Here is a 22,014-nt window from a genome sequence, read left to right on the forward strand (position 1 = left end):
GTCAATTCCAGGGCCAGATGGGCAACTGCATCTGCAGGGCCATGGGGAAGATGAGCGTGGTCAGCACGGCCACGACGGCGCACACGGTGAGGCGCGTGCGCAGCGCCATGGCCGACGGCACCAGGGCCAGCAGGCCGGCGAGGAAGGACGCGGCGATCACGCCCAGCGGCTGCAGCGTCCAGGCGAACAGCAGCAGGCTGCCGATGCACCAGACGAGGTTGCGCCATTGGACGGTGACACCTGCGCCCTGGCGCCACCAGGCGGGCAGGGCGACCAGCAGGCCCAGCACGGCCAGGGTGCCGCCCAGCACGACCGGGAAATAGCCCGGCCCCATGCGGGCGGTGCTGCCGAAGCTGTAGCGGGTGCCGTAGACGGCGAAGAAGAGGCCGGCCGCCATCATCAGCAGCCCCCCGATCAGGTCGTGGATGTCTCGTGTGGTTTTCATGGGTCGCGGGAGCGCGGGGCTCCGGGGTGGTGAGGGTCGGCGCCAGAAGGCGCCGGCTGATCGCCACGCGGCTGGCGCGCGCGGCGGTCCGGTCAGCTTAGGCGGGGCTGCCTGACGGGAGCCTGAACCGGCCGGTCGCCAGCGCCCATGCTTCGACCCGGAGTTCCCCATGACGCACACCCACGACACGACCATCACCACCGTGGCCCAGCTCGAGGCCCTGTTCGGCCAGCCTGGCGAGGCCTCGCTCAACAAGGAGATCGGCCATGTGCACCCGCTGTACCGCGCGCTGATCGAAGCTTCGCCCTTTGCCGTGCTGGCCACCAGCGGGCCGGGCGGGCTGGATGCATCGCCGCGCGGCGACGCGCCGGGCTTAATGCAGGTCGAGGACGAGAAGACCTTGCTGCTGCCCGAGCGCCGCAGCAACAACCGCATCGACAGCCTGCGCAACATCCTGGCCGATCCGCGCGTGGGCCTGCTGTTCCTGATCCCGGCCTGGGCGAGACGCTGCGCGTGAACGGGCGGGCCCGCATCAGCGCCGATGCCGCCTTGCTGCAGCGCTTCGCGGTGGGCGGAGCGCTGCCCCGATGCGTGCTCGTGATCGCGGTGGACAGCGTGTACTTCCAGTGCGCGCGGGCCATCCAGCGCTCCCGGTTGTGGGGCGAGGCGCCGGCCCGGCCCGACGTGCCGACGCCGGGCGCCATCCTGTCGGCGCTGACGGATGCGGCCTTCGACGGCGCGGCCTACGACCGCGAGCTGCCGGCGCGGCAGCAGGCCACGCTCTATTGACGCGTGTCCCAGCCGCCCAGGTTGCGCTCGGCGATGCCGGCCAGGGCGGCGATCCACTCGGGGCTGTCGTTCAGGCAGGGGATGTAGCTGAAGGCCTCGCCGCCCTCGTGCAGGAAGGCCTCGCGCGCCTCCATGGAGATTTCTTCCAGCGTCTCCAGGCAATCCACCGGAAAGCCCGGGCACATCACGTCCACGCGCCTGACGCCTTCCTTGGCCAGCACCCGCAGCGTCGGCTCGGTGTAGGGCTCCAGCCATTTGGCGCGGCCGAAGCGCGACTGGAAGGTCACGCGGTGCTGCGCGTCCGACAGGCCCAGCCGCTGCGCCAACAGGCGCGCCGTGGCCAGGCATTGCACCTGGTACGGGTCGCCCAGCGCGATGTTGCGCGCCGGGATGCCATGGAAGCTCATCACCAGCAGCTCGCCGCGGCCATGCTGCGCCCAGTGCCGCTCCACGCTGCCGGCCAGCGCGGCGATGTAGGCCGGGTCGTCGTGGTAGTCGTTGACGAAACGCAAGGCGGGCACGCGGCGCTGCCGGCGGCTCCAGTCGAAGACGGCATCGAGCACGCTGGCCGTGGTCGTGCCCGAATACTGCGGGTAGGCCTGCAGCACGAGCACGCGCTGCACGCCAGCGGCGGCCAGCGCATCGAGTTGCGCGGCGATGGACGGGTTGCCGTAGCGCATCGCGTAGTGCACCGCCAGGCGGTGGCCGCTGGCGGCCAGCGCGTCGCGCAGCAACGCGGTCTGCTGCGCCGTCCAGACCTTCAGCGCCGAGCCCTGTTCGGTCCAGACGCTGGCGTACTTGGCAGCCGACTTGGCTGGCCGCACGCGCAGGATGATGCCGTGCAGGATGGGCAGCCACACGGCGCGCGGGATCTCCACCACGCGCGGGTCGGCCAGGAATTCGGCGAGGTAGCGGCGCACGGCCGGCGCCGTGGGCGCATCGGGCGTGCCGAGGTTGCAATAGAGGACGGCGGTCTGGTCGGAGGGGGTGGGTGTGGCGGGCGCGGCGTGAAGGGGCATGCCGTATTCTCCGGCACCTATGGGAACGCTGAACACCGATGCTGTCCATGCCATCACGCTGGACCTGGACGACACCTTGTGGCCGATCTGGCCCACCATCGCCCGCGCCGAGGCGGTGCTGGCCGATTGGCTGGGCCAGCACGCGCCGCTGACCGCCGCGCTGTACGCCAGCGCCGAGACGCGTCTGGCGCTGCGCGCCGAGGTGGCGCAGGTGCGCCAGGACATGGCCCACGACATGAGCCTGATGCGGCGCGAGGCGATCCGCCTGGCGCTCACGCGGGCCGGCGAGGACGGCGCGCTGGCCGAACCGGCCTTCGACGTGTTCTTTGCCGAGCGCAACCGGGTCGAGCTGTACGAGGACGCGCTGGCGGCGCTGGACCACCTGGCCGCGCGCTTTCCGCTGGTGGCCCTGTCCAACGGCAATGCCGACCTGGAGCGCGTGGGCCTGGCGCGCTACTTCCGCGCCAGCGTCAGCGCGTCGAGCTTCGGCGTGGGCAAGCCCGATGCGCGCATATTCCAGGCCGGCGCCGCCGCGGCGGGCGTGGAGGCGGCGCAGGTGCTGCACGTGGGCGACGACGCCCTGCTCGACGTGCTGGGCGCGCACGCGGCCGGCATGCAGACGGCCTGGGTCAACCGCGGCGAGCATCCGTGGACGCAGCAGGTGCAGCCCCACGTCACCGTGGCCAGCCTGCGCGAGCTGTGCGCGCTGCTCTGAGCTACAGCTTGGCGACCGCGTCGAGCGCGCTGCGCACCGCGCCCTCCAGCGTGCCGGGGTAGGGGCCGTCCACATACTCGCCGCAGGCGGCCAGGCCGGGCGCGATGCGCGCGGCGGGGCGCGCCAGGCCGGGCGTGCAGGCGAAGGTGGCGCGCTTTTCAATGATGGTGGTCACGGCCTGCAGGTCGTGCAGGCCCAGCTGGCGCCGGCCCTGCGCCAGCACCTGCTGCTCCAGCACCTCGCGCGTGCCGCCGCTCACGCTGACGACGAAGGCCAGCAGGCCGTCCGCGCCGAGATGCCGGCGGTCGAACACGAACTGGGCCGGCGCATCCGGCCCGCTGGGCAAGGCCGTCATGGCGCGCGGGAGCCGGGTGGCGCTGCGCGCATAGACGGTGGTGATGGGCTCGAACCGCAGGGCTTCGGCCCGGGCCAGCCACGCGCCGGCACCGGGCAGCGCTGCACGCACCAGCCGCGCGGCCTCCCAGGACGGGCAGGCCAGCAGCACGCAGTCGAAGTCCTGGCCGTCGATCTGCCAGCGCGGGCCGTTCGGGCGCAACGACGCCACGCGGTGCGCGAGCCGTACGCCGTGCCCGCGTTGCTCGAGCCAGGCGATGGCGGGCTCGGGGAACAGAGCCCCCAGCGGCTGGCGCGGGATCAGCAGGTTGGAGCCGCCACGCCCGCCCATCAGTGAGTCGTGCAGCACACGCAGGAACACCTGGGCGCTGGCGCGTTCGGAGGGCGTGTTCAGTGCCGACAGGCACAGCGGCTCGACGAAGGCGTCCAGCACGCGCTGCGGCATGCCGGCGCACAGTGCGGCCACGCTCAGGCCCGGCGCGCAGCGAAAGCCCTGCAGCTGCCAGCGCGTGGTGGCGGCCAGCAGGCCGGCCTTGTCGCGCCAGGTCCAGCCGCGCGCGCGCACGATGCCGGCCATCGCGTCCCAGGGCGGCGCGGTGTCGGGCAGCCGGATGCCGCTGCCGTCTGCGAAGCGCAGGTCCAGCGGCAGGCGCAGCAGGGCCTGTTCGATCTCCACGCCCACCGTGCGCATGAGCGCCAGGGTCTGGGTGTAGGCGCCGATCAGGATGTGCTGGCCGTTGTCCAGGATCAGACCGTCGGCGTGCACCACGCTGCGGGCGCGGCCGCCGGCGGTGCGCGCAGACTCGAAGACGGTGACGGCATGGTCGGCTTGCGCCGCCCGTACACCTGCGGCCAGGCCTGCCCAGCCGGCGCCGACGATGCCGACCCTCACGTCATGCCCAGGGCCTGCACCTTCCACGCGAGCCAGAACTTGCGCAAGGGTGTCAGGCTCACGCGCTGGTGCAGCACGGCGAAGTCGTCGCTTTCGATCTCGCGCAGCAGCGTGCGGTAGATGCTGGCCATCATCAGGCCGGGCTTTTGCGCACGCCGGTCGGCCGGCGGCAGGGCGGCCATGGCCTCGTCGTAATAGCCGTGGGCACGCTGGGCCTGGAAGCGCATCAAGGCCACGAAGCGGTCCGAATGCACGCGGTTCAGGATCTCGTGCGCCTTCACGTCGAAGCGCTGCAGGTCGTCGATCGGCAGGTAGATGCGGCCGCGCATCGCGTCCTCACCCACGTCGCGGATGATGTTGGTGAGCTGAAAGGCCAGGCCCAACGTGTGTGCGTAGCGCGTGGTGGCCGGGTCGGTCTGGCCGAAGATGGAGGCCGAGACTTCGCCCACCACGCCGGCCACCAGGTGGCAATAGCGCTGCAGGCCGGGGAAGTCCAGGTAGCGCGTCTGTTCCAGGTCCATCTGGCAGCCCTCGATGATGGCCTGCAGCTGCCGCTGCTCGATGCCGAATTCGGGCACCAGCGGCATCAGCGCGGCCATCACGGGGTGGGTGGGCTGGCCGGCGAAGGACTTGGCGACCTCGGCCTGCCACCAGCCGAGCTTGGTTCGTGCCACGGCCGGATCGGCCACTTCGTCGACGACGTCGTCGACCTCGCGGCAAAAAGCGTAGAAGGCCGTGATGGCTGCACGGCGCTGCTTGGGCAGGAACAGGAAGGCGTAGTAAAAGCTGCTACCGGAGGCCGCGGCCTTTTGTTGCACGTACTGCTCAGGTGTCATGGGCGGCGATTCTCCCATCCGCCGCCGGTGGGCTCCGGCCTCACATCCACAGGCTGCGCCAGAACATCACCACGCCGTCCCAGGGGCGCAGCTTCGGCCGTGCCTGCCAGGTCGCGCAATCCATGGACTCGATCTTGTCCAGGATGCGCAGCCCGCCCTGCACGACCAGCCGCAGTTCCCAGCCCATGCGGCCCGGCACGCGGTGCACCAGCGGCGCGCCACTGTGCATCAGCTCGCGCGCCCAGCGCACCTGTTCGGCCACCAGAGCGCGTGTCGGCGCCTGCTGGGTCGTGCCATGGTGGGCGCAGCGGTCCTGCGGCAGGTAGTAGCGGGCGCGCGGCAGGTCGACCGAGAGGTCCTGCCAGAAGTTGATCAATTGCAGCGCCGAGCAGATGGCATCGCTGTGCGCCAGCGCGCGGTCGTCCTGCACGCCGTACAGGTGCAGCATGAGGCGGCCGACGGGCGCGGCGGAGCGTGCGCAGTAGTCCAGCAGCTCGGCCCGGTCGGCATAGCCTGCGCCCTCGGCGGTCTTGCGCACGTCCTGCGCGAACGCGTCCAGCAGGTCGGCCAGCGGCTTGTGCGGCAGGCCATCGCGCGCGATCGCCGCACGCAAGGGGCCGAACACGGCAGGCCAGCGGCCCGATGGCGTGGTACCGGCGAACAGTGCGTCCAGGTCGGACCGGTAGGCAGCGAGGTCGGCCAACCGCTCGTCTGCCCGTGCATCGCCTTCGTCGGCGATGTCGTCCGCCGTGCGCGCATACCAATACAGTGCGGCGACGGCAGGCCGTAGCGCCGCCGGGCACAGCCAGGAGGCGACGGGGAAGTTTTCGTAGTGGTCGACGGCCGGCGCGGAAACGGCCGGCGGCGGGGCAGGGGGGGCGCGCACGGCGCGGATTGTCGCCCTGTTTGCCTGAACCTTTTTCAGTTTGACAAGGAGCGGGCTTTTACCTAGATTGCTAACCCGCTAGTCAGTAGCAAATCAGCAGACGCCGGCCCCAGCATCGGACGTCTTTTCTCGGGATCTTCCATGTCATACAAGCCTTGGCGCGTCTGCCGTTTTCAGTTGCCGGGCGCGGCCCTTGCGGCGCCAGCCTTGGGCGTCGCGCTGCTGGTGGGCTGCTCCAAACCCGAGCCTGCGCCAGAGCCCGTGCGAGCCGTCAAGCTCGTCACCGTGGGCACATCGGCTTATGGCACCGACCTGGCGTTCGCCGGCGAAGTGCGGCCGCGCATCGAGACGCGGCTGGGTTTTCGCGTCGCGGGCAAGATCGTGCGCCGGCAGGCCGAACTGGGGCAGACGGTGCGGGTCGGGCAGGTGTTGGCCGAGCTCGACGCGCAGGACCTGCGCCTGGCCGCCGATGCGGCCCGCGCCCAGGTGGCGGCCGCCACCACGAACCGCGACCTGGCCAGCGCCGATCTCAAGCGCTACCAGGAGCTGCGCGCACAAAACTTCATCAGTGGCGCCGAACTGGAGCGCCGTGAATCCTCCTACAAGGCTGCCCAGGCGCAGCTCGACCAGGCCCAGGCCCAGCTGTCGGCCCAGGGCAACCAGGCGGGCTATGCGCGCCTGATCGCCGACGTGGCCGGCGTGGTGACCGGCATAGAGGCCGAGCCCGGCCAAGTCGTCAGTGCCGGCCAGCCGGTGGTGCGCGTGGCCCAGAGCGGCGTGCGCGACGTGGTGTTCGCGGTGCCGGAGGATCGGGTGCGTGCAGTGAAGGTTGGCTCGCCCGTGCAGGTGCGGCAATGGAATTCGGACACCGTGCTGGCGGGGCGCATCCGCGAAGTGGCGGCCAGCGCCGACGCGGCCACGCGCACCTTCCAGGTCAAGGTGTCGCTGGAAACGGCCAGCCCGCCGCCGCTGGGCACGACGGTCAGCGTGGTGCCGCAGTCCATGAGCCTGGCGGGGGCGCCGGTCATGAAGCTGCCGACCAGTGCGCTCAAGCGCGACGCGGCCGGCACGACCTCGGTCTGGGTGCTGGACGAAGCCAGCATGACGGTGAAGTCGGTCCCGGTGGTGGTGGCCACGGCAGACGGCAACGATGTGGTCGTGGCGTCCGGCGTGCAGCCGGGCACGCAGGTCGTAGCAGCCGGCGTGCATGTGTTGTCACCGGGGCAGAAGGTCACGGTCTACCAGCCGCGGGTCGGAAGCGGCCAGGCCGATGCACCGGCGGCTGCGGCCTCCGCCACCCGCTAGGCCCGCGATGAGCGCACCGAACACCCTGGACCAGCCCAAGGCTGGCTTCAACCTCTCGCGCTGGGCGCTGGACCATCCCGCCCTGACCCGGTACCTGATGGTGGTGCTGATGCTGCTGGGCTTTGCCGCCTACTACCAGCTGGGCCAGGACGAAGACCCGCCGTTCACCTTCCGCGCCATGGTCGTGCGCACCTACTGGCCCGGCGCCACGGCCCAGCAGGTGGCCGAGCAGGTCACCGACAAGCTGGAGCGCACGCTGCAGGAAGTGCCGTACGCGTTCCGCATCCGCAGCTATTCCAAGCCGGGCGAGTCGCAGATCATCTTCGAGCTGCGCGACTCCTCGCCGCCCAAGGAGGTCGCGAATCTCTGGTACGTGGTGCGCAAGAAGATCAGCGACATGCACTTCACCTTGCCGCAAGGCGTGCAGGGGCCGTTCTTCAACGACGACTTCGGCGACGTCTACGGCGTGATCTATGCGCTGTCGGCCGATGGCTTCAGCTACGCCGAGCTCAAGACCTTCGCCGACGATGCGCGCCAGACCCTGCTGCGCGTGCCCGACGTGGCCAAGGTCGAACTGTTTGGCGTGCAGGACGAGAAGGTCTTCATCGAGGTCTCGCAGCGCCGCCTGGCGCAGCTGGGGCTGGACTTCAACCAGGTGTTGTCGCAGCTCGGCCAGCAGAACGCGGTCGAGAGCGCGGGCGCGGTGCAGACGCCGCTGGACGTGGTGCAACTGCGTGTCACGGGTCAGTTCGAGGCCGTCGACGAGCTGAGCGCCATGCCGATCCGCGGGCCCACGGGCGCGCAGCTGCGGCTGGGCGACATCGCCGAGATCAAGCGCGGCTACGTCGACCCACCTGCCGTCAAGGTGCGGCACCAGGGCAAGGAAGTCATCGCGCTGGGCGTCTCGATGACCAAGGGCGGCGACATCATTGCGCTGGGCAAGGCGCTGAACAAGGCCTTTGTGAAGATCGAGCGCGGGCTGCCGGCCGGCATCAGCCTGGCCCAGGTGCAGAACCAGCCCATCGCCGTGGCCAGCTCGGTCAACGAGTTCGTCAAGGTGCTGGTCGAGGCCGTGGTCATCGTGCTGGCCGTGAGCTTCATCGCGCTGGGCTTCCATTCGAGGCCGCACGAGGCGCACTGGTGGCGCCGCTACTACATCGACATCCGGCCCGGCCTGGTGGTGGGCATCACGATCCCGCTGGTGCTGGCCGTGACCTTCCTGGCCATGTGGTACTTCAACATCGGCCTGCACAAGATCTCGCTGGGCTCGCTCATCATCGCGCTGGGCCTGCTGGTGGACGACGCCATCATTGCGGTGGAGATGATGGTGCGCAAGATGGAAGAGGGCTACGACAAAGTGCGGGCCGCGACCTTCGCCTACGAGATCACGGCCATGCCCATGCTGACCGGCACGCTGATCACGGCCGTGGGCTTCCTGCCCATCGGCATCGCCAAGTCGGTGACGGGGGAATACACCTTTGCCATCTTCGCGGTGACCGTGATCGCGCTGGTGCTGAGCTGGTTCGTTTCGGTCTACTTCGTGCCCTACCTGGGCACGCTGCTGCTCAAGACCCACGCCCACCACGGCCAGGCGAGAACGCCGGAGCAGCCGCACGAGATGTTCGACTCGGGCTTCTACAACAGCTTTCGGCGTGCCGTGAACTGGTGCGTGGCGCACCGCTGGCTGACCATCCTGGCGACGTTGCTAATTTTCGCGCTGGGCATCGTCGGCATGGGCCGCGTGCAGCAGCAGTTCTTCCCCGATTCGAGCCGGCCGGAAATCCTGGTCGACATCTGGTTCCCGGAAGGCACGTCGTTCGCAGCCAACGAGGCCACGGCCAAGCGCGTGGAAGAACGGCTCATGCGCGAGCCCGGGGTGTCCACCGTCAGCGTGTGGGTGGGCTCGGGCGTGCCGCGCTTTTACCTGCCGCTGGACCAGGTGTTCCCGCAGACCAATGTCTCCCAGTTCATCGTGCTGTCGCAGGACCTGAAGGTGCGCGAGACGCTGCGCGTGCGGCTGCCGGGCTTGCTGGCCGAGGAATTCCCCGAGGTGCGCGGGCGTGTGAAGCTGCTGCCCAATGGCCCGCCCGTGCCCTATCCGGTGCAATTCCGCGTGCGCGGCCCCGATCCGCAGACGCTGCGGCTGCGCGCCGACGAGGTCAAGGCTGCCATGCGCGAGAGCCCCAACACGCGCGGCGTGAATGACAACTGGAACGAATCCGTGAAGATCGTGCGCCTGGAGGTCGACCAGACCAAGGCGCGCGCGCTGGGCGTGACCAGCCAGTCGATCGCGCAGGCCAGCCGCACGCTGCTGTCCGGCACGCCGATCGGGCAGTTTCGCGAACACGACAAGCTGATCGACATCGTGCTGCGCCAGCCCGAGGGCGAGCGGGGCGTGATCACGGCACTGGCCAACGCCTACGTGCCCACGGCCTCGGGCCGGCAGATCCCGCTCACGCAGATCGCCAAGCCGGTGTTTGACTGGGAGCCCGGTGTGATGTGGCGCGAGAACCGCGACTACGCGATCACGGTGCAGAGCGACATCTCCGAAGGCCTGCAGGGCGCCACCGTGACCAACGAGTTGCTGCCGCGGCTGCGTGCGCTGGAAGCGCAATGGGCGCAGCAGGGCCCGGCCGGCTACGCCATCGAGGTGGCAGGCGCGGTGGAGGAGAGCAGCCGCGGTTCGGCCTCGATCGCAGCCGGCATTCCGGTCATGCTGTTCTTCACGTTCACGCTGCTGATGCTGCAACTGCACAGCTTCAGCCGCGCCATGCTGGTGTTCCTGACAGGGCCCCTGGGTATCGCCGGCGTCGCCGGTGCGCTGATTCTGCTGGGCCGGCCGTTCGGCTTCGTGGCGCTGCTGGGCGTGATCGCGCTCATGGGCATGATCCAGCGCAACTCGGTGATCCTGATCGACCAGATCGAGCAGGACCGTGCACGCGGCGTGCCGACCTGGGACGCCATCGTCGAGTCGGCCGTTCGACGCCTGCGCCCCATCGTGCTGACCGCGCTGGCCGCCGTGCTGGCCATGATCCCGCTGTCGCGCTCGGTGTTCTGGGGGCCGATGGCGGTTGCCATCATGGGAGGGCTGGTCGTGGCGACCGTGCTGACGCTGCTGGCGTTGCCCGCCATGTATGCGGCCTGGTTCCGCGTCAGGAGGCCCACGGACGAAGAGCGCAGGCAGGCGCCCGCGGCCGCCGGATAGGCGGTAGCCCGGGCCGGTCGGGGCGCCTGCTGCGACCGGCTAAAATCGTGGGTTGACCGAAACGCGCGGGTGGCGAAATTGGTAGACGCACCAGGTTTAGGTCCTGACGCCAGCAATGGTGTGGGGGTTCGAGTCCCCCCCCGCGCACCACCCCTTCCTTTATCCGAGACCACCATGGCAGTAACCGTTGAAACCCTCGAAAAGCTGGAACGCAAGATCACCTTGTCGCTGCCGGTCGACCTGATCCAGAACGAAGTCAACACCCGTCTGCGCAAGATGGCGCGCACGGTGAAGATGGATGGCTTCCGTCCAGGCAAAGTCCCCATGACGGTGGTGGCCCAGCGCTATGGCTACTCGGTGCACTACGAAGTCATGAACGACAAGGTCGGTGAAGCGTTCGCCGCAGCCGCCAACGAAGCCAACCTGCGCGTGGCCGGCCAGCCCCGCATCAGCGAGAAGGAAAGCTCGCCCGAAGGCCAGATGGCGTTCGACGCCGTGTTCGAGGTGTTCCCGGAAGTCGTGATCGGTGACCTGGCCACGGCCGAGATCGACCGCTTCAGCGCCGAGGTGACCGACGAAGCCATCGACAAGACGCTGGACATCCTGCGCAAGCAGCGCCGCAGCTTCGCGCAGCGCGCCCAGGATGCAGCCGCCACCGAAGGCGACCGCGTGACGGTGGACTTCGAAGGCAAGATCGACGGCGAGCCGTTCCAGGGCGGCAAGGCCGAAGACTTCCAGTTCGTTGTTGGCGAAGGCCAGATGCTCAAGGAATTCGAAGACGCCGTGCGCGGCATGAAGCTGGGCGAGAGCCGCACCTTCCCGCTGGCGTTCCCGGCCGACTACCACGGTAAGGACGTGGCCGGCAAGCAGGCTGACTTCCTCGTCACGATCAAGAAGATCGAGTCCAGCCACCTGCCGGAGATCGACGACACGCTGGCCAAGTCCCTGGGCATCGCCGACGGTACGGTGGAGGGCCTGCGCAACGACATTCGCAAGAACCTGGAGCGCGAAGTCAAGTTCCGCCTGCTGGCCCGCAACAAGCAGGCCGTGATGGACGCACTGCTGACCAAGGCCGAACTGGATCTGCCGAACGCCAGCGTGAACGCAGAGATCGCCCGCATGATCGAAGGCGCGCGCGCCGACCTGAAGAGCCGCAGCATCAAGGACGCTGACAAGGCACCGATCCCTGAAGAAATCGTGCGTCCGCAGGCCGAGCGCCGCGTGCGCCTGGGGCTGGTGGTTGCCGAGCTGGTGCGCAAGAACGATCTGACCGCCAAGCCCGAGCAGATCAAGGCCCACATCGACGACCTGGCCGCCAGCTACGAGAAGCCGGCAGACGTGGTGCGCTGGTACTACGGCGATCGTCAGCGCCTGTCCGACGTCGAAGCTGCCGTGATCGAGAACAACGTGACCGACTACGTGCTGAGCCAGGCCAAGGTCAACGACAAGGCCATCGGGTTCGACGAGTTGATGGCGCAGCAGGGCTGATGCCGGCGGGGCTTGCGATTCGTGCTGCGGCCCCCACTTCCATCCCTGGTGACATCCCTCAAACTCTGGAGAAAGACATGGTCATTCACAACAGTTCACTCGACACGCAGGGCTTGGGCATGGTCCCCATGGTCATCGAGCAGTCCGGCCGCGGCGAGCGTTCTTACGACATCTACTCGCGCCTGCTCAAGGAGCGCATCATCTTCCTGGTGGGCGAGGTCAATGACCAGACGGCCAACCTCGTCGTGGCGCAACTGCTGTTCCTCGAGAGCGAGAACCCGGACAAGGACATCTCGTTCTATATCAATTCGCCCGGCGGCAGCGTCACGGCCGGCATGGCGATTTACGACACCATGCAGTTCGTGAAGCCCGACGTGTCCACCATGTGCATCGGCTTTGCCGCCAGCATGGGCGCGTTCCTGCTGGCTGCCGGTGCGAAGGGCAAGCGTTTCTCGCTGCCCAACTCCAAGATCATGATCCACCAGGTTCTGGGTGGTGCGCGCGGCCAGGCTACCGACATCGAAATCCATGCGCGCGACATCCTGCGCACCAAGGACCAGATGAACCGCATCCTGGCCGAGCGCACGGGCCAGCCGCTGGAAAAGGTCAAGGCCGATACCGAGCGCGACTACTTCCTGACGGCCGACGAGTCCAAGGAATACGGGCTGGTCGACCAGGTCATCGCCAAGCGCCCCTGACCCGCCAAGCGTAAAACAGCGCATGAAACGGCGCCCTTTCTCACGAAAGGCGCCGTTTTCCGTTTGGTTATCATTGCTTCACGTCCTCTAAAGGCACTCCTACATGGCCGAGAAAAAAGGCTCTTCCAGCGAGAAAACCCTGTACTGCTCCTTCTGCGGGAAGAGTCAGCACGAGGTCAAGAAACTCATCGCAGGACCGTCGGTCTTCATCTGCGACGAGTGCATCGACCTGTGCAACGAAATCATCCGCGACGAAGTGCCGGCTGGCGCTGAGGCGCGCGATGGGCGCGGCGACCTGCCGACGCCGGTGGAGATCAAGAACAACCTCGACAATTACGTGATCGGCCAGGAAGTGGCCAAGCGCACCTTGTCCGTGGCGGTCTACAACCACTACAAGCGGCTGCGTTACAAGGACAAGGCCAAGAAAGACGACGTCGAACTGTCCAAGAGCAACATCCTGCTGATCGGGCCTACTGGCTCGGGCAAGACCTTGCTGGCGCAGACCCTCGCGCGCATGTTGGACGTTCCGTTCGTGATGGCCGACGCGACCACGCTGACCGAAGCCGGCTATGTCGGCGAAGACGTCGAGAACATCGTGGCCAAGCTGCTGCAGAGCTGCAACTACGACGTGGAGCGCGCGCAGCGCGGCATCGTCTACATCGACGAGATCGACAAGATCTCGCGCAAGTCCGACAACCCCTCGATCACGCGCGACGTGTCGGGCGAAGGCGTGCAGCAGGCTTTGCTCAAGCTCATCGAAGGCACGATGGCCAGCGTGCCGCCGCAGGGCGGGCGCAAGCATCCGAACCAGGACTTTCTGCAGGTCGACACGACCAATATCCTGTTCATCTGCGGTGGCGCATTTGCCGGCCTGGAGAAGGTCATCGGCAACCGGACGGAATCGTCGGGCATCGGCTTCGGTGCGTCGGTCAAGAGCAAGAAGGAGCGCGCCCTGACCGAAGTGTTCCTCGAGGTCGAGCCGGAAGACCTGATCAAGTTCGGCCTGATCCCCGAGCTCGTCGGCCGCATGCCCGTGGTTGCGACGCTCGGCGAGCTGACCGAAGACGCACTGGTCCAGATTCTCACCGAGCCCAAGAACGCCCTGATCAAGCAGTACGCCAAGCTGCTGTCGATGGAAGACGTGGACCTGGAGATCCGCCCCTCGGCGCTGAAGGCCATCGCCCGCAAGGCGCTGTTGCGCAAGACCGGTGCGCGGGGGCTGCGCTCCATCCTGGAGCAATCGCTGATCAACACGATGTTCGAGTTGCCCACGACGGCCAACGTCGACAAGGTCGTGGTGGACGAGTCCACGATCGAGGAAAACAAGCCGCCGCTTCTGGTCTACCGCGAAGCGGCGAAGAAAGCCTGACCGCACGAGCCGGCTGCATGTGAGCCGGCCCCATCAACCCTGCTTCGGCGCGTCAAAGCGCCGAGGTTGAAAATGTGACGCTGGCGACCATATTCGACAGGTCACTCAAAGGATTTTCATGTCCGGTCAAACTCCCTTGCCTCCTACCCCGATGGATCTACCGCTGCTGCCGCTGCGCGACGTGGTGGTGTTCCCTCACATGGTGATCCCGCTGTTCGTCGGCCGACCCAAGAGCATCAAGGCGCTGGAAGCCGCGATGGAGGCCGAGCGCCGCATCATGCTGGTGGCGCAGAAGGCCGCCGCCAAGGACGAGCCGCTGGTCACCGACATGTTCGACGTCGGTTGCGTCTCCACCATCCTGCAGATGCTCAAGCTGCCCGACGGCACGGTCAAGGTGCTGGTCGAGGGCCAGCAGCGCGCGCGCGTGAACCACATCGAAGACGGTGAGTCGCATTTCAGCGCCAACGTCACGCCGATCGAAGCGCCCGATGCCGCGCAGAAGAACACCGAGGTCGAAGCTCTGCGCCGTGCGGTCATGCAGCAGTTCGACCAGTATGTGAAGCTGAACAAGAAGATCCCGCCGGAGATCCTGACGTCGATCTCCAGCATCGACGATGCCGGCCGCCTGGCCGACACCATCGCAGCGCACCTGCCGCTCAAGCTCGATAACAAGCAGGTCGTGCTCGATCTGTCCGACGTGCGCGAGCGCCTGGAGAATCTGTACGGCCAGCTCGAGCGCGAAGTCGACATCCTGAACGTCGACAAGAAGATCCGCGGCCGCGTGAAGCGCCAGATGGAGAAGAACCAGCGCGACTTCTACCTCAACGAGCAGGTCAAGGCCATCCAGAAGGAACTGGGCGAAGGCGAAGAGGGTGCCGACATCGAGGAGATCGAGAAGAAGATCCGCCTCGCCAAGATGTCCAAGGAAGCGCTGAAGAAGGCCGAAGGCGAGCTCAAGAAGCTCAAGCTCATGTCGCCGATGTCGGCCGAAGCCACCGTGGTGCGCAATTACATCGACGTGCTGACCAACTTGCCCTGGAGCAAGCGCACGAAGATCAAGCACGACCTGGCCAACGCAGAAGTGGTGCTGAACGAAGACCACTTCGGCCTGGACAAGGTCAAGGACCGCATCCTGGAATATCTCGCTGTGCAGCAGCGTGTGGACAAGGTGAAGGCGCCGATCCTGTGCCTGGTCGGCCCTCCGGGCGTTGGCAAGACATCTCTCGGCCAATCGGTCGCCAAGGCCACCGGGCGCAAGTACGTGCGCATGGCGCTGGGCGGCATGCGCGACGAAGCCGAGATCCGCGGGCACCGCCGCACCTACATCGGCGCGCTGCCGGGCAAGGTGCTGCAGAGCCTGTCCAAGGTCGGCACGCGCAACCCGCTGTTCCTGCTCGACGAGATCGACAAGCTGGGCACGGACTTCCGCGGCGATCCGTCCAGCGCACTGCTCGAAGTGCTGGACCCGGAGCAGAACCACACCTTCGGTGACCACTACGTCGAGGTCGACTTCGACCTGTCCGACGTGATGTTCATCGCGACCTCGAACTCGATGAACATCCCGCCGGCCTTGCTGGACCGCATGGAAGTTATTCGCCTGTCGGGCTACACCGAGGACGAGAAGGTCAACATCGCGCTGAAGTATCTGCTGCCCAAGCAGTTGAAGAACAACGGCGTGAAGGAAGAAGAGCTGCTGGTGACCGAGGACGCCGTGCGCGACGTGGTGCGCTACTACACGCGTGAAGCCGGCGTGCGTTCGCTCGAGCGCGAGCTGTCCAAGATCTGCCGCAAGGTGGTCAAGGCCTTGCAGCTCAAGAAGATGACGCCGCAGGTCACGGTGAATGCCGAGAACCTGAACGACTTCCTGGGTGTGCGCAAGTACAACTACGGCCGTGCCGAGCAACAGAACCAGATCGGCCAGGTCGTGGGCCTGGCGTGGACCGAGGTGGGCGGCGACCTGCTGACAATCGAGGCTGCCATCATGCCCGGCAAGGGCGTGATCACGCGCACCGGTTCGCTCGGCGATGTCATGAAAGAGTCGGTCGAGGCCGCGCGGACCGTGGTGCGCAGCCGCTCGCGCCGCCTGGGCATCAAGGACGAAGTGTTCGAGAAGCGCGACATCCACATCCACGTGCCCGATGGCGCGACGCCCAAGGACGGCCCGAGTGCCGGCGCGGCGATGACGACCGCCTTCGTGTCGGCGCTGACCGGCATTCCCGTGCGCAGCGACGTGGCGATGACGGGCGAGATCACCTTGCGCGGCGAAGTCACGGCCATCGGCGGGCTGAAGGAAAAGCTGCTGGCCGCGCTGCGCGGTGGCATCAAGACCGTCCTGATCCCCGAGGAAAACGCCAAGGACCTGCAGGAGATTCCCGAGAACGTGAAGAACGGCCTCGAGATCGTGCCCGTGAAATGGATCGACCAGGTGCTCGAAGTGGCGCTGGAGCGCATGCCGACCGCGCTGTCCGACGAGGAGGTCGCAGCTGCGCCGGCTGCACTCGACGTGGCTGTGCAGGCCACGCCGCCAGCGACGTCGACGAAGCATTGAGAACGCATCAAAAAAGCGCGACGACTTGCCGGGACGTGAAAAATCGCGCTATAATTTGAGGCTTGAAGCGCGGGAGTAGCTCAGTTGGTAGAGCGCAACCTTGCCAAGGTTGAGGTCGAGAGTTCGAGACTCTTCTCCCGCTCCATTCCACGCAAGTGGGGGGAGCCAGCGGTTTCAGACATGCGGGAATAGCTCAGTTGGTAGAGCGCAACCTTGCCAAGGTTGAGGTCGAGAGTTCGAGACTCTTTTCCCGCTCCAGATTCGCAAAGTCAAGGACCCAACGGGTCCTTTTCTTTTTTGCGCGCTGGACTGCGTTTCAGCCGATGCCGCCGTGTGCCTTCCGCGCAGCGTGCAGGTTGTCCTTGAGCTCTTGCGGCACGCGCTCGTCGAAGCCCAGCGCCACCCGGCGCACCTCCGGCGTGTCGGTCGGCGCATGGCCCACGCCCAACGCGCTGGCACGCGGCTGCGCCACCGCCGTCACCGTGCCGGCCAGACGCCCCAGCCCCGTGATCTCGCACTCCACCACATCGCCCGCGTTCACAGAGCGTGAATGACAGGGCGTGCCCATCAGGATCACGTCGCCCGCCGCCAGCGTGATGTGGCGCGCGATGTCGGCGATCACATAGTGCGGGCCCCAGATGGTCTCCTCGCCGATCTGAGCCTCCTGCACGACGAGCCCGTTCACATAGGTGCGCAGCGTCTGCGCGAACAGGTCCACGCCGCGCACAATGCCGGGGCCGATGGGCAGCAGCGTGTCCGCGCCCTTCACGCGCAGCATCGAGCCCTGGTCGGTGTCGCGAAAGTCCTGCAGCCCCATGTCCAGCGCCGGGCAGAAGCCGGCGATGTGGTCCCAGGCCTCGTCGGGCGTCACATTGCGGCAGGTGCTGCCGATGACGACCGCGTACTCGCCCTCGTAGTTCAGGTACTGGCAGTCGGCCGGCTTCAGGATCTGGCCGCCATGACCGTTCAACGCGGTCGGTGGCTTGGTGAAGTAGGTCGGCGTGTCGGTCGGCTTGGGGCGGTTGCGCGTCTCCATGCTGCGCGAGCTGTAGGAGATGTGCACCGCGATGATCTTGCTCGGCTTCACCGGCGGCAGATGGGGCAGGGCGCCCGGATCGACCACGCGGCCGTCGTCCAGCCGCAGTTGCGCACCGTCGAGCATCGTGCCCCAGAAGGCCGAGCCGCCGATCAGCACGCGGCGCCGCTCCACGCGCGGGCCGCGCATCACGGCCGGAAGTTCTTGGTACGGAAATTCGAAGTTCATGGTGTGTCGAACCAGATGTGGACATTGCCCGTACCGCGGGCGTTCTCATAGACAGAGAGTTGCTGGCCCCTGGCCGTGCAGGCCGCACCGCCCAGAGCGCCGAGCATCTGCAGGTAGTGCGCGCCGAAGGCTTCCCAGGGCTTCCTGCGGTAGTCCGCGTCCCAGCGCTCCAGGATCAGGTCGTGCCGGCCCTCGGCGAACAGCGCGATGGCCTGTTTGTCGCTCTCGATGTTCTCGGGCCGCGAGACATTGCTCTCGTGGAAGATGCGCGGATGCTTGGGCTTCCAGTCGATGCCGTTGAATTTGTGGCTCAGCGCACCCGAGGCCAGCAGCAGCACCCGGTAGTTCGAACGGCGGATCGCCTCGCCGATGATCTCGCCAGACTGCAGGAAGTGCGGCCACTCGCAGTTCTGGCACGAACTCACCGTCACGACCGGCAGCCCGGCCAGCTCCAGCCGCAGTTGCTTCACGAGGTTGATGGTCGGGTACTGCCGGCCCAGCTCCGGGTGGCTGATGGCGCGGTGGTAGCCGGCCCGTTCACGCGACAGCTCCTCTATTGCGAACGCCAGGTCGGGCTGGCCACGGTAGTCGTAGGGCACGCCGTGCAGGTACCACGGCATCTCGTCCGACAGGTAGGTGCCCTGGTAGTGCTTTCCGGCATCGACGAGGTGGTAGCCCGTAGTGAACCAGTGCGAGTCGAAGATCATGACCACGTCGGGCTGCGCCGCCGCGATCTTGCGGCGCAGCCGAGCGTAGCCCGCGATCAAGTCAGAGTCCTCGCCCGCGCCCTGCAGCCGGCGGAACTCCTCGCATTGCATGAGGCCCGGGTGGTGCGAGACCAGCGCGGCGCCGACGATCTGTCCCATGGTGTCGTCTCCTTATCGGTGCGAAAAGCTGGCGCGAAAGGGCTTCTTCGGCACGACGACATCCTTCACGTCGCAGAAGAACTCGAAGCTCCAGTCGCCGCCCTCGCGGCCGATGCCGCTGCGCTTGATCCCGCCGAACGGCGCGGCCAGGTCGCGGATGCCGAAGCTGTTGACCCAGATGAAGCCGGTGCGCACGCGCTGCGCCACCTCGGTCGCGTGTGCGGTCTCGCCATAGCAGACACCGCCCAGGCCGTAGTCCGTGCCGTTGGCAAGCAGGACGGCCTCGTCGTCGCTGGCGAAGGTCTGCAGCGTCAGCACCGGGCCGAACACCTCGTTCTGCACGATCTCGCTGCCCTGCGCCACGTCGGCCAGCATGGTCGGCTGGTAGTACTGCGCGCCGAACGCATGCCGCGCGCCGCCCCACAGCACGCGCGCGCCGGCCGCCACGGCGCGCTCGACGAAGCCGGCCACACGTTCGAGCTGGCGCGGGTGGATGATGGGGCCAACCTCGGTCGCTTCCTCACGCGGGTCGCCCACGTTCAGCTTCTCGACATGCGCGCGCATCGCGGCGATGAAGGCCTCGGCCACCTGGGCGTGCACGAGAAAGCGCGTGCCCGCCAGGCAGACCTGGCCCGCGTTGCGGTACATCAGCGCGCCGGTGGCGGCGGCCTGTTCCAGGTCGGCATCGGGCAGCACGATGAAGGGGCTCTTGCCGCCCAGCTCCAGGCTGCAGGGCACGAGGTTGGCGCCGGCCGCCTGCGCGATCCACTTGGCTGTGGGCACCGAGCCCGTGAACGACACGCGCGCGATGCGCGCGTCGCTGACGAGCCGGGCGCCTGTGTTCGCGCCCGTGCCCTGCACCACGTTGAACACGCCGGGCGTCAGGCCGGCAGCATGCGCGGCATCGGCCAGCAGCGAGCAGGTCAGCGGCGCCCATTCCGGCGGCTTCAGGATGCAGCAGTTGCCGGCCGCCAGGGCCGGGCCGAGCTTCCAGGTCGACAGCATGAGCGGCGCGTTCCAGGGCGTGATGACGACGACCACGCCGGCCGGGTCGTGCCGCACGAGGTGCGTGGCCTGCTCGGTCTCGATGGGGCGGTCCTGCAGCGTGAGCGCATGCTCGGCGAACCAACGGATGTTGAGCATCGCGCGCGGCACCACGCCGTGGCGCATGCGCGAGAGCAGCACGCCCGCGTCGTTGCTCTCCAGCAAGCAGAAGGCATCGGCGCGTTTGCCGATCTCGTCGGCGAAGCGGTCCAGGTAGGGCTTGCGCTCGGCCGCCGTCAGCGCGCTCCAGGCCGGGAAGGCGTGCTGCGCCGCGACGATGGCGGCTTCCACGTGCTCGGCCAGGCCTTCGCTGATGTGGCCGAGCGGCCGCTGGTCGATGGGCGAATGCAGCGCGAAGCGCTCGGCCGAGGCCACGCGCTGGCCGGCGATGTAGTGGTCGGGCGAGACGGCGATGCCCGCGATGTCCAGCAAACTCATGAACGCTCCTTCAAACGAAACGCAGCGAGATCGAGCCCAGCGGCCCGTAGTCCGCATGGAACACATCGCCGGCCGCGCAGGCAACGGGCCGCGTGAACGAGCCCCCCAGCACGATCTCGCCGGTTTCCAGCCCCTGGTCGAAGGCCGCGAGCTTGTGGGCCAGCCAGGCCACGCCGTTGCCGGGGTGGTTCAGCACGGCCGCGCCCAGGCCCGACTCCTCGACCTGGCCGTTCTTGAACAGCAGCGCGCCGGCCCAGCGCCAGTCCACCGCGTCGGGCTTCATGGGCCGGCCGCCCAGCGCGATGCCGGCATTGGCCGCGTTGTCGGCAATGGTGTCCAGCACCTTGCGTGGCGCCTTGGTGTCACGGTCGAACTGTTCGATGCGCGCGTCGATGAGCTCCAACGCCGGCACCACGTAGTCGGTCGCGTTGAGCACGTCGATCAGCGAGACATGCGCACCCTTGAGCGGGCGGGCCAGCACGAAGGCGAACTCCACTTCCAGCCGCGGCACGATGAAGCGCGCCGCCTCCACCTCGCTGCCGCCCTGCAGCAGCATGTCGTCCAGCAGGCAGCCGTAGTCGGGCTCGGTGATCTGCGAGGCGATCTGCATCGCGCGCGAGGTCAGCCCGATCTTGTGGCCGATGACGCGGCGGCCCTCGGCCCGCTTGATGTCCATCCAGGCGCGCTGGACTGCGTAGCTGTCCTCCATCGTCATGCCGGGATGGCGCTTGGAAAACTGCGCAACCTGCTCGCGCTTCTGCTCGGCGCGGTGCAGTTCGCTCGCCAGGGCGGTGTGAACGGATGTCTCCAGCATGGGCTTGTCTCTCGTGGGGGAGGGCGGCCAGTGTGCAGGCCATGGCGTCCCGGCACCAGCAATGGAATCCGCGCCGTTATCAAGCACAGCTTGATAATCCCGCCCATGCCATTGACCCGCTTCACGCTACGCCAGCTGGAGGCCTATGTCGCGGTGGCCGAGCTGCACAGCTTCAACGCCGCCGCCGAGCGCCTGGGCCTGACCGCGCAGGCCGTGAGCCAGCTCGTGGCCGAGTTCGAGTCCGTCGTCGGCTTTCGCGTGTTCGACCGCACGACGCGGCGGGTGGGCCTGTCCAGCGCGGGCCGCGACTTTCTGGCCTCGGCCGAGACCGTGCTGCGCCACGTGCACGCCTGCGAGAGCGCGGCCGCCGATGTGCGCCACCGCGCGGCCGGCGTGGTGCGCATCGGCGCGCCCATGGTGATCGCCAGTGTGGCCTTGCCCGCGGCCATCCAGGCCTATGCGGCCGAGCGCCCCAAGGTCGTGGTGCGCATCCGCGACCTGCCGGTGGATGGCCTGGTCGAGAGCGTGGCCAGCGGCGATGTGGACCTGGCCGTGGGGCCGGACCGGCCCGTGGGCACCGACGTGGAGCGCCAGCCGCTGTTCACCAGCCCCTGGGTGCTGTGGTGCGCCAAGTCGCACCCGCTTGCCAGGCGCAAGACGGTGCGCTGGGACATGCTGCGCGAGCACGCCCTGCTGGCCGCCGGCCGCGACCACGAGCGCAGCGTGGAGATGATGCGGCTCAGCTCGCCCGAAGGCGCGCGCATCGCGCCCGTCGACATCGTGGACAACGTCTCCACCGCCCTGGGCATCGCCGCGCAGGGCCGGGTGGCCACGCTGGCTCCCGCCTACGTGGCGCCGATGGCGGGCTACTTCGGCCTCGTGATGCGGCGCGTGGTCGAACCCGAGGCCATCCGCACCGTCTGCCTGTACCGGTCCGCCACGCGCAGCCTGTCGCCCGCTGCCCAGGGCTTCGCCGAGTTCCTCACTGGCTGGATGCCGCGCTGGCCCGCCGTGCACGGCACGCCCGGCGTGTAGAGTG

General features: G+C 67.8%; 17 protein-coding genes, 3 tRNA genes and 1 pseudogene. 12 read left to right on the plus strand and 9 right to left on the minus strand.

The genetic code is table 11. The annotated features are described in order from the left end of the window. Position 1: 1 nt before the first annotated feature. On the minus strand, positions 2–445 hold the full coding sequence (locus ASF43_RS01625) for a tripartite tricarboxylate transporter TctB family protein (protein ID WP_056175763.1): 444 nt from the start codon (positions 443–445) through the stop codon (positions 2–4). Positions 446–614: 169 nt separating this feature from the next. Between ASF43_RS01625 and ASF43_RS01630 the strand changes: the two are divergent. Continuing rightward, a pseudogene (locus tag ASF43_RS01630) lies at positions 615–1,234 on the plus strand (pyridoxamine 5'-phosphate oxidase family protein). On the opposite strand, the gene hemH reads toward ASF43_RS01630, so the two are convergent. Continuing rightward, entirely contained in the window at positions 1,228–2,253 is a 1,026-nt protein-coding gene (hemH, locus tag ASF43_RS01635; RefSeq protein ID WP_056175766.1) for a ferrochelatase, read from the minus strand. The pseudogene ASF43_RS01630 and the gene hemH overlap by 7 nt on opposite strands. A 19-nt stretch (positions 2,254–2,272) precedes the next feature. On the opposite strand from hemH, the gene ASF43_RS01640 reads away from it, so the two are divergent. Further along, positions 2,273–2,968, plus strand: coding sequence for an HAD family hydrolase (locus tag ASF43_RS01640; RefSeq protein WP_200932403.1), 696 nt, complete (start codon positions 2,273–2,275; stop codon positions 2,966–2,968). Position 2,969: 1 nt separating this feature from the next. Here ASF43_RS01640 and hpnE read toward each other — a convergent pair whose 3' ends face one another. The 3 genes from hpnE to hpnC are packed head-to-tail and all read right to left on the minus strand — an operon-like array spanning position 2,970 to position 5,936. Beyond that, the gene (hpnE, locus tag ASF43_RS01645) at positions 2,970–4,214 is read right to left on the minus strand and encodes a hydroxysqualene dehydroxylase HpnE (RefSeq protein ID WP_056175772.1); all 1,245 of its coding nucleotides are present in this window, start codon (positions 4,212–4,214) and stop codon (positions 2,970–2,972) included. Further along, on the minus strand, positions 4,211–5,050 hold the full coding sequence (gene hpnD, locus ASF43_RS01650) for a presqualene diphosphate synthase HpnD (protein WP_056175775.1): 840 nt from the start codon (positions 5,048–5,050) through the stop codon (positions 4,211–4,213). The genes hpnE and hpnD overlap by 4 nt, the downstream gene beginning before the upstream one ends. Before the next feature lie 40 nt (positions 5,051–5,090). Next, positions 5,091–5,936 carry a squalene synthase HpnC gene (gene hpnC / locus ASF43_RS01655; RefSeq protein ID WP_235578090.1) on the minus strand — a complete coding sequence of 282 codons (846 nt, stop codon included), beginning with the start codon at positions 5,934–5,936 and terminating at the stop codon, positions 5,091–5,093. A gap of 141 nt (positions 5,937–6,077) precedes the next feature. Between hpnC and ASF43_RS01660 the strand changes: the two genes are divergently transcribed. From ASF43_RS01660 to ASF43_RS01700, 9 genes are all read left to right on the plus strand, one after another. Beyond that, a complete protein-coding gene (locus tag ASF43_RS01660) occupies positions 6,078–7,241 on the plus strand; it encodes an efflux RND transporter periplasmic adaptor subunit (protein WP_056175781.1) in 1,164 nt (387 codons plus the stop codon). Positions 7,242–7,248: 7 nt separating this feature from the next. Then, a complete protein-coding gene (locus ASF43_RS01665) occupies positions 7,249–10,446 on the plus strand; it encodes an efflux RND transporter permease subunit (RefSeq protein ID WP_056175784.1) in 3,198 nt (1,065 codons plus the stop codon). A 63-nt stretch (positions 10,447–10,509) separates the two neighbouring features. Next, positions 10,510–10,596, plus strand: a tRNA-Leu gene (locus tag ASF43_RS01670). 24 nt (positions 10,597–10,620) lie between these two features. Further along, positions 10,621–11,934 (plus strand): trigger factor, encoded by a 1,314-nt coding sequence (gene tig, locus ASF43_RS01675; RefSeq protein WP_056175787.1) that lies wholly within the window; start codon positions 10,621–10,623, stop codon positions 11,932–11,934. 77 nt (positions 11,935–12,011) lie between these two features. Further along, positions 12,012–12,632 carry an ATP-dependent Clp endopeptidase proteolytic subunit ClpP gene (gene clpP, locus ASF43_RS01680; protein ID WP_056175788.1) on the plus strand — a complete coding sequence of 207 codons (621 nt, stop codon included), beginning with the start codon at positions 12,012–12,014 and terminating at the stop codon, positions 12,630–12,632. A gap of 103 nt (positions 12,633–12,735) precedes the next feature. Continuing rightward, positions 12,736–14,001: an ATP-dependent Clp protease ATP-binding subunit ClpX gene (clpX, locus tag ASF43_RS01685; RefSeq protein WP_056175792.1), complete on the plus strand. Its 1,266-nt coding sequence runs from the start codon at positions 12,736–12,738 to the stop codon at positions 13,999–14,001. A 118-nt stretch (positions 14,002–14,119) separates the two neighbouring features. Next, positions 14,120–16,549, plus strand: coding sequence for an endopeptidase La (gene lon, locus ASF43_RS01690; protein ID WP_056175795.1), 2,430 nt, complete (start codon positions 14,120–14,122; stop codon positions 16,547–16,549). A 69-nt stretch (positions 16,550–16,618) separates the two neighbouring features. Beyond that, positions 16,619–16,694: transfer RNA gene (locus ASF43_RS01695), tRNA-Gly, on the plus strand. A 37-nt stretch (positions 16,695–16,731) separates the two neighbouring features. Beyond that, positions 16,732–16,807 (plus strand) — tRNA-Gly (locus tag ASF43_RS01700). A 58-nt stretch (positions 16,808–16,865) separates the two neighbouring features. On the opposite strand, the gene ASF43_RS01705 is transcribed toward ASF43_RS01700, so the two are convergent. Genes ASF43_RS01705 through hpaH form a run of 4 tightly spaced genes read right to left on the minus strand, consistent with a single transcriptional unit; the run spans position 16,866 to position 20,975 of the window. Beyond that, on the minus strand, positions 16,866–17,813 hold the full coding sequence (locus ASF43_RS01705) for a fumarylacetoacetate hydrolase family protein (protein WP_056175798.1): 948 nt from the start codon (positions 17,811–17,813) through the stop codon (positions 16,866–16,868). Then, a complete protein-coding gene (locus tag ASF43_RS01710; protein WP_056175800.1) occupies positions 17,810–18,679 on the minus strand; it encodes an extradiol ring-cleavage dioxygenase in 870 nt (289 codons plus the stop codon). Before ASF43_RS01710 ends, ASF43_RS01705 begins: the two co-directional genes overlap by 4 nt. Positions 18,680–18,691: 12 nt before the next feature. Beyond that, complete coding sequence (locus tag ASF43_RS01715; protein WP_056175803.1) at positions 18,692–20,161, minus strand: aldehyde dehydrogenase family protein; 1,470 nt, start codon at positions 20,159–20,161, stop codon at positions 18,692–18,694. A gap of 10 nt (positions 20,162–20,171) precedes the next feature. After that, positions 20,172–20,975: a 2-oxo-hept-4-ene-1,7-dioate hydratase gene (hpaH, locus tag ASF43_RS01720; protein ID WP_056175807.1), complete on the minus strand. Its 804-nt coding sequence runs from the start codon at positions 20,973–20,975 to the stop codon at positions 20,172–20,174. 105 nt (positions 20,976–21,080) lie between these two features. On the opposite strand from hpaH, the gene ASF43_RS01725 reads away from it, so the two are divergent. Continuing rightward, positions 21,081–22,010, plus strand: a complete 930-nt coding sequence (locus ASF43_RS01725) for a LysR family transcriptional regulator (RefSeq protein ID WP_056175810.1) — start codon at positions 21,081–21,083, stop codon at positions 22,008–22,010. Positions 22,011–22,014 lie beyond the last annotated feature (4 nt).

The organism is Pseudorhodoferax sp. Leaf267, assembly GCF_001422405.1.
In the GTDB taxonomy this organism is placed as follows: domain Bacteria; phylum Pseudomonadota; class Gammaproteobacteria; order Burkholderiales; family Burkholderiaceae_C; genus Pseudorhodoferax.

Coding starts and splice junctions, on each gene's coding strand:
- ASF43_RS01625 (WP_056175763.1), bottom strand. CDS start 445: ATGAAAACCACACGAGACATCCACGACCTGATCGGGGGGCTGCTGATG.
- hemH (WP_056175766.1), bottom strand. CDS start 2,253: ATGCCCCTTCACGCCGCGCCCGCCACACCCACCCCCTCCGACCAGACC.
- ASF43_RS01640 (WP_200932403.1), top strand. CDS start 2,273: ATGGGAACGCTGAACACCGATGCTGTCCATGCCATCACGCTGGACCTG.
- hpnD (WP_056175775.1), bottom strand. CDS start 5,050: ATGACACCTGAGCAGTACGTGCAACAAAAGGCCGCGGCCTCCGGTAGC.
- ASF43_RS01660 (WP_056175781.1), top strand. CDS start 6,078: ATGTCATACAAGCCTTGGCGCGTCTGCCGTTTTCAGTTGCCGGGCGCG.
- ASF43_RS01665 (WP_056175784.1), top strand. CDS start 7,249: ATGAGCGCACCGAACACCCTGGACCAGCCCAAGGCTGGCTTCAACCTC.
- tig (WP_056175787.1), top strand. CDS start 10,621: ATGGCAGTAACCGTTGAAACCCTCGAAAAGCTGGAACGCAAGATCACC.
- clpP (WP_056175788.1), top strand. CDS start 12,012: ATGGTCATTCACAACAGTTCACTCGACACGCAGGGCTTGGGCATGGTC.
- clpX (WP_056175792.1), top strand. CDS start 12,736: ATGGCCGAGAAAAAAGGCTCTTCCAGCGAGAAAACCCTGTACTGCTCC.
- lon (WP_056175795.1), top strand. CDS start 14,120: ATGTCCGGTCAAACTCCCTTGCCTCCTACCCCGATGGATCTACCGCTG.
- ASF43_RS01705 (WP_056175798.1), bottom strand. CDS start 17,813: ATGAACTTCGAATTTCCGTACCAAGAACTTCCGGCCGTGATGCGCGGC.
- ASF43_RS01710 (WP_056175800.1), bottom strand. CDS start 18,679: ATGGGACAGATCGTCGGCGCCGCGCTGGTCTCGCACCACCCGGGCCTC.
- ASF43_RS01715 (WP_056175803.1), bottom strand. CDS start 20,161: ATGAGTTTGCTGGACATCGCGGGCATCGCCGTCTCGCCCGACCACTAC.
- hpaH (WP_056175807.1), bottom strand. CDS start 20,975: ATGCTGGAGACATCCGTTCACACCGCCCTGGCGAGCGAACTGCACCGC.
- ASF43_RS01725 (WP_056175810.1), top strand. CDS start 21,081: ATGCCATTGACCCGCTTCACGCTACGCCAGCTGGAGGCCTATGTCGCG.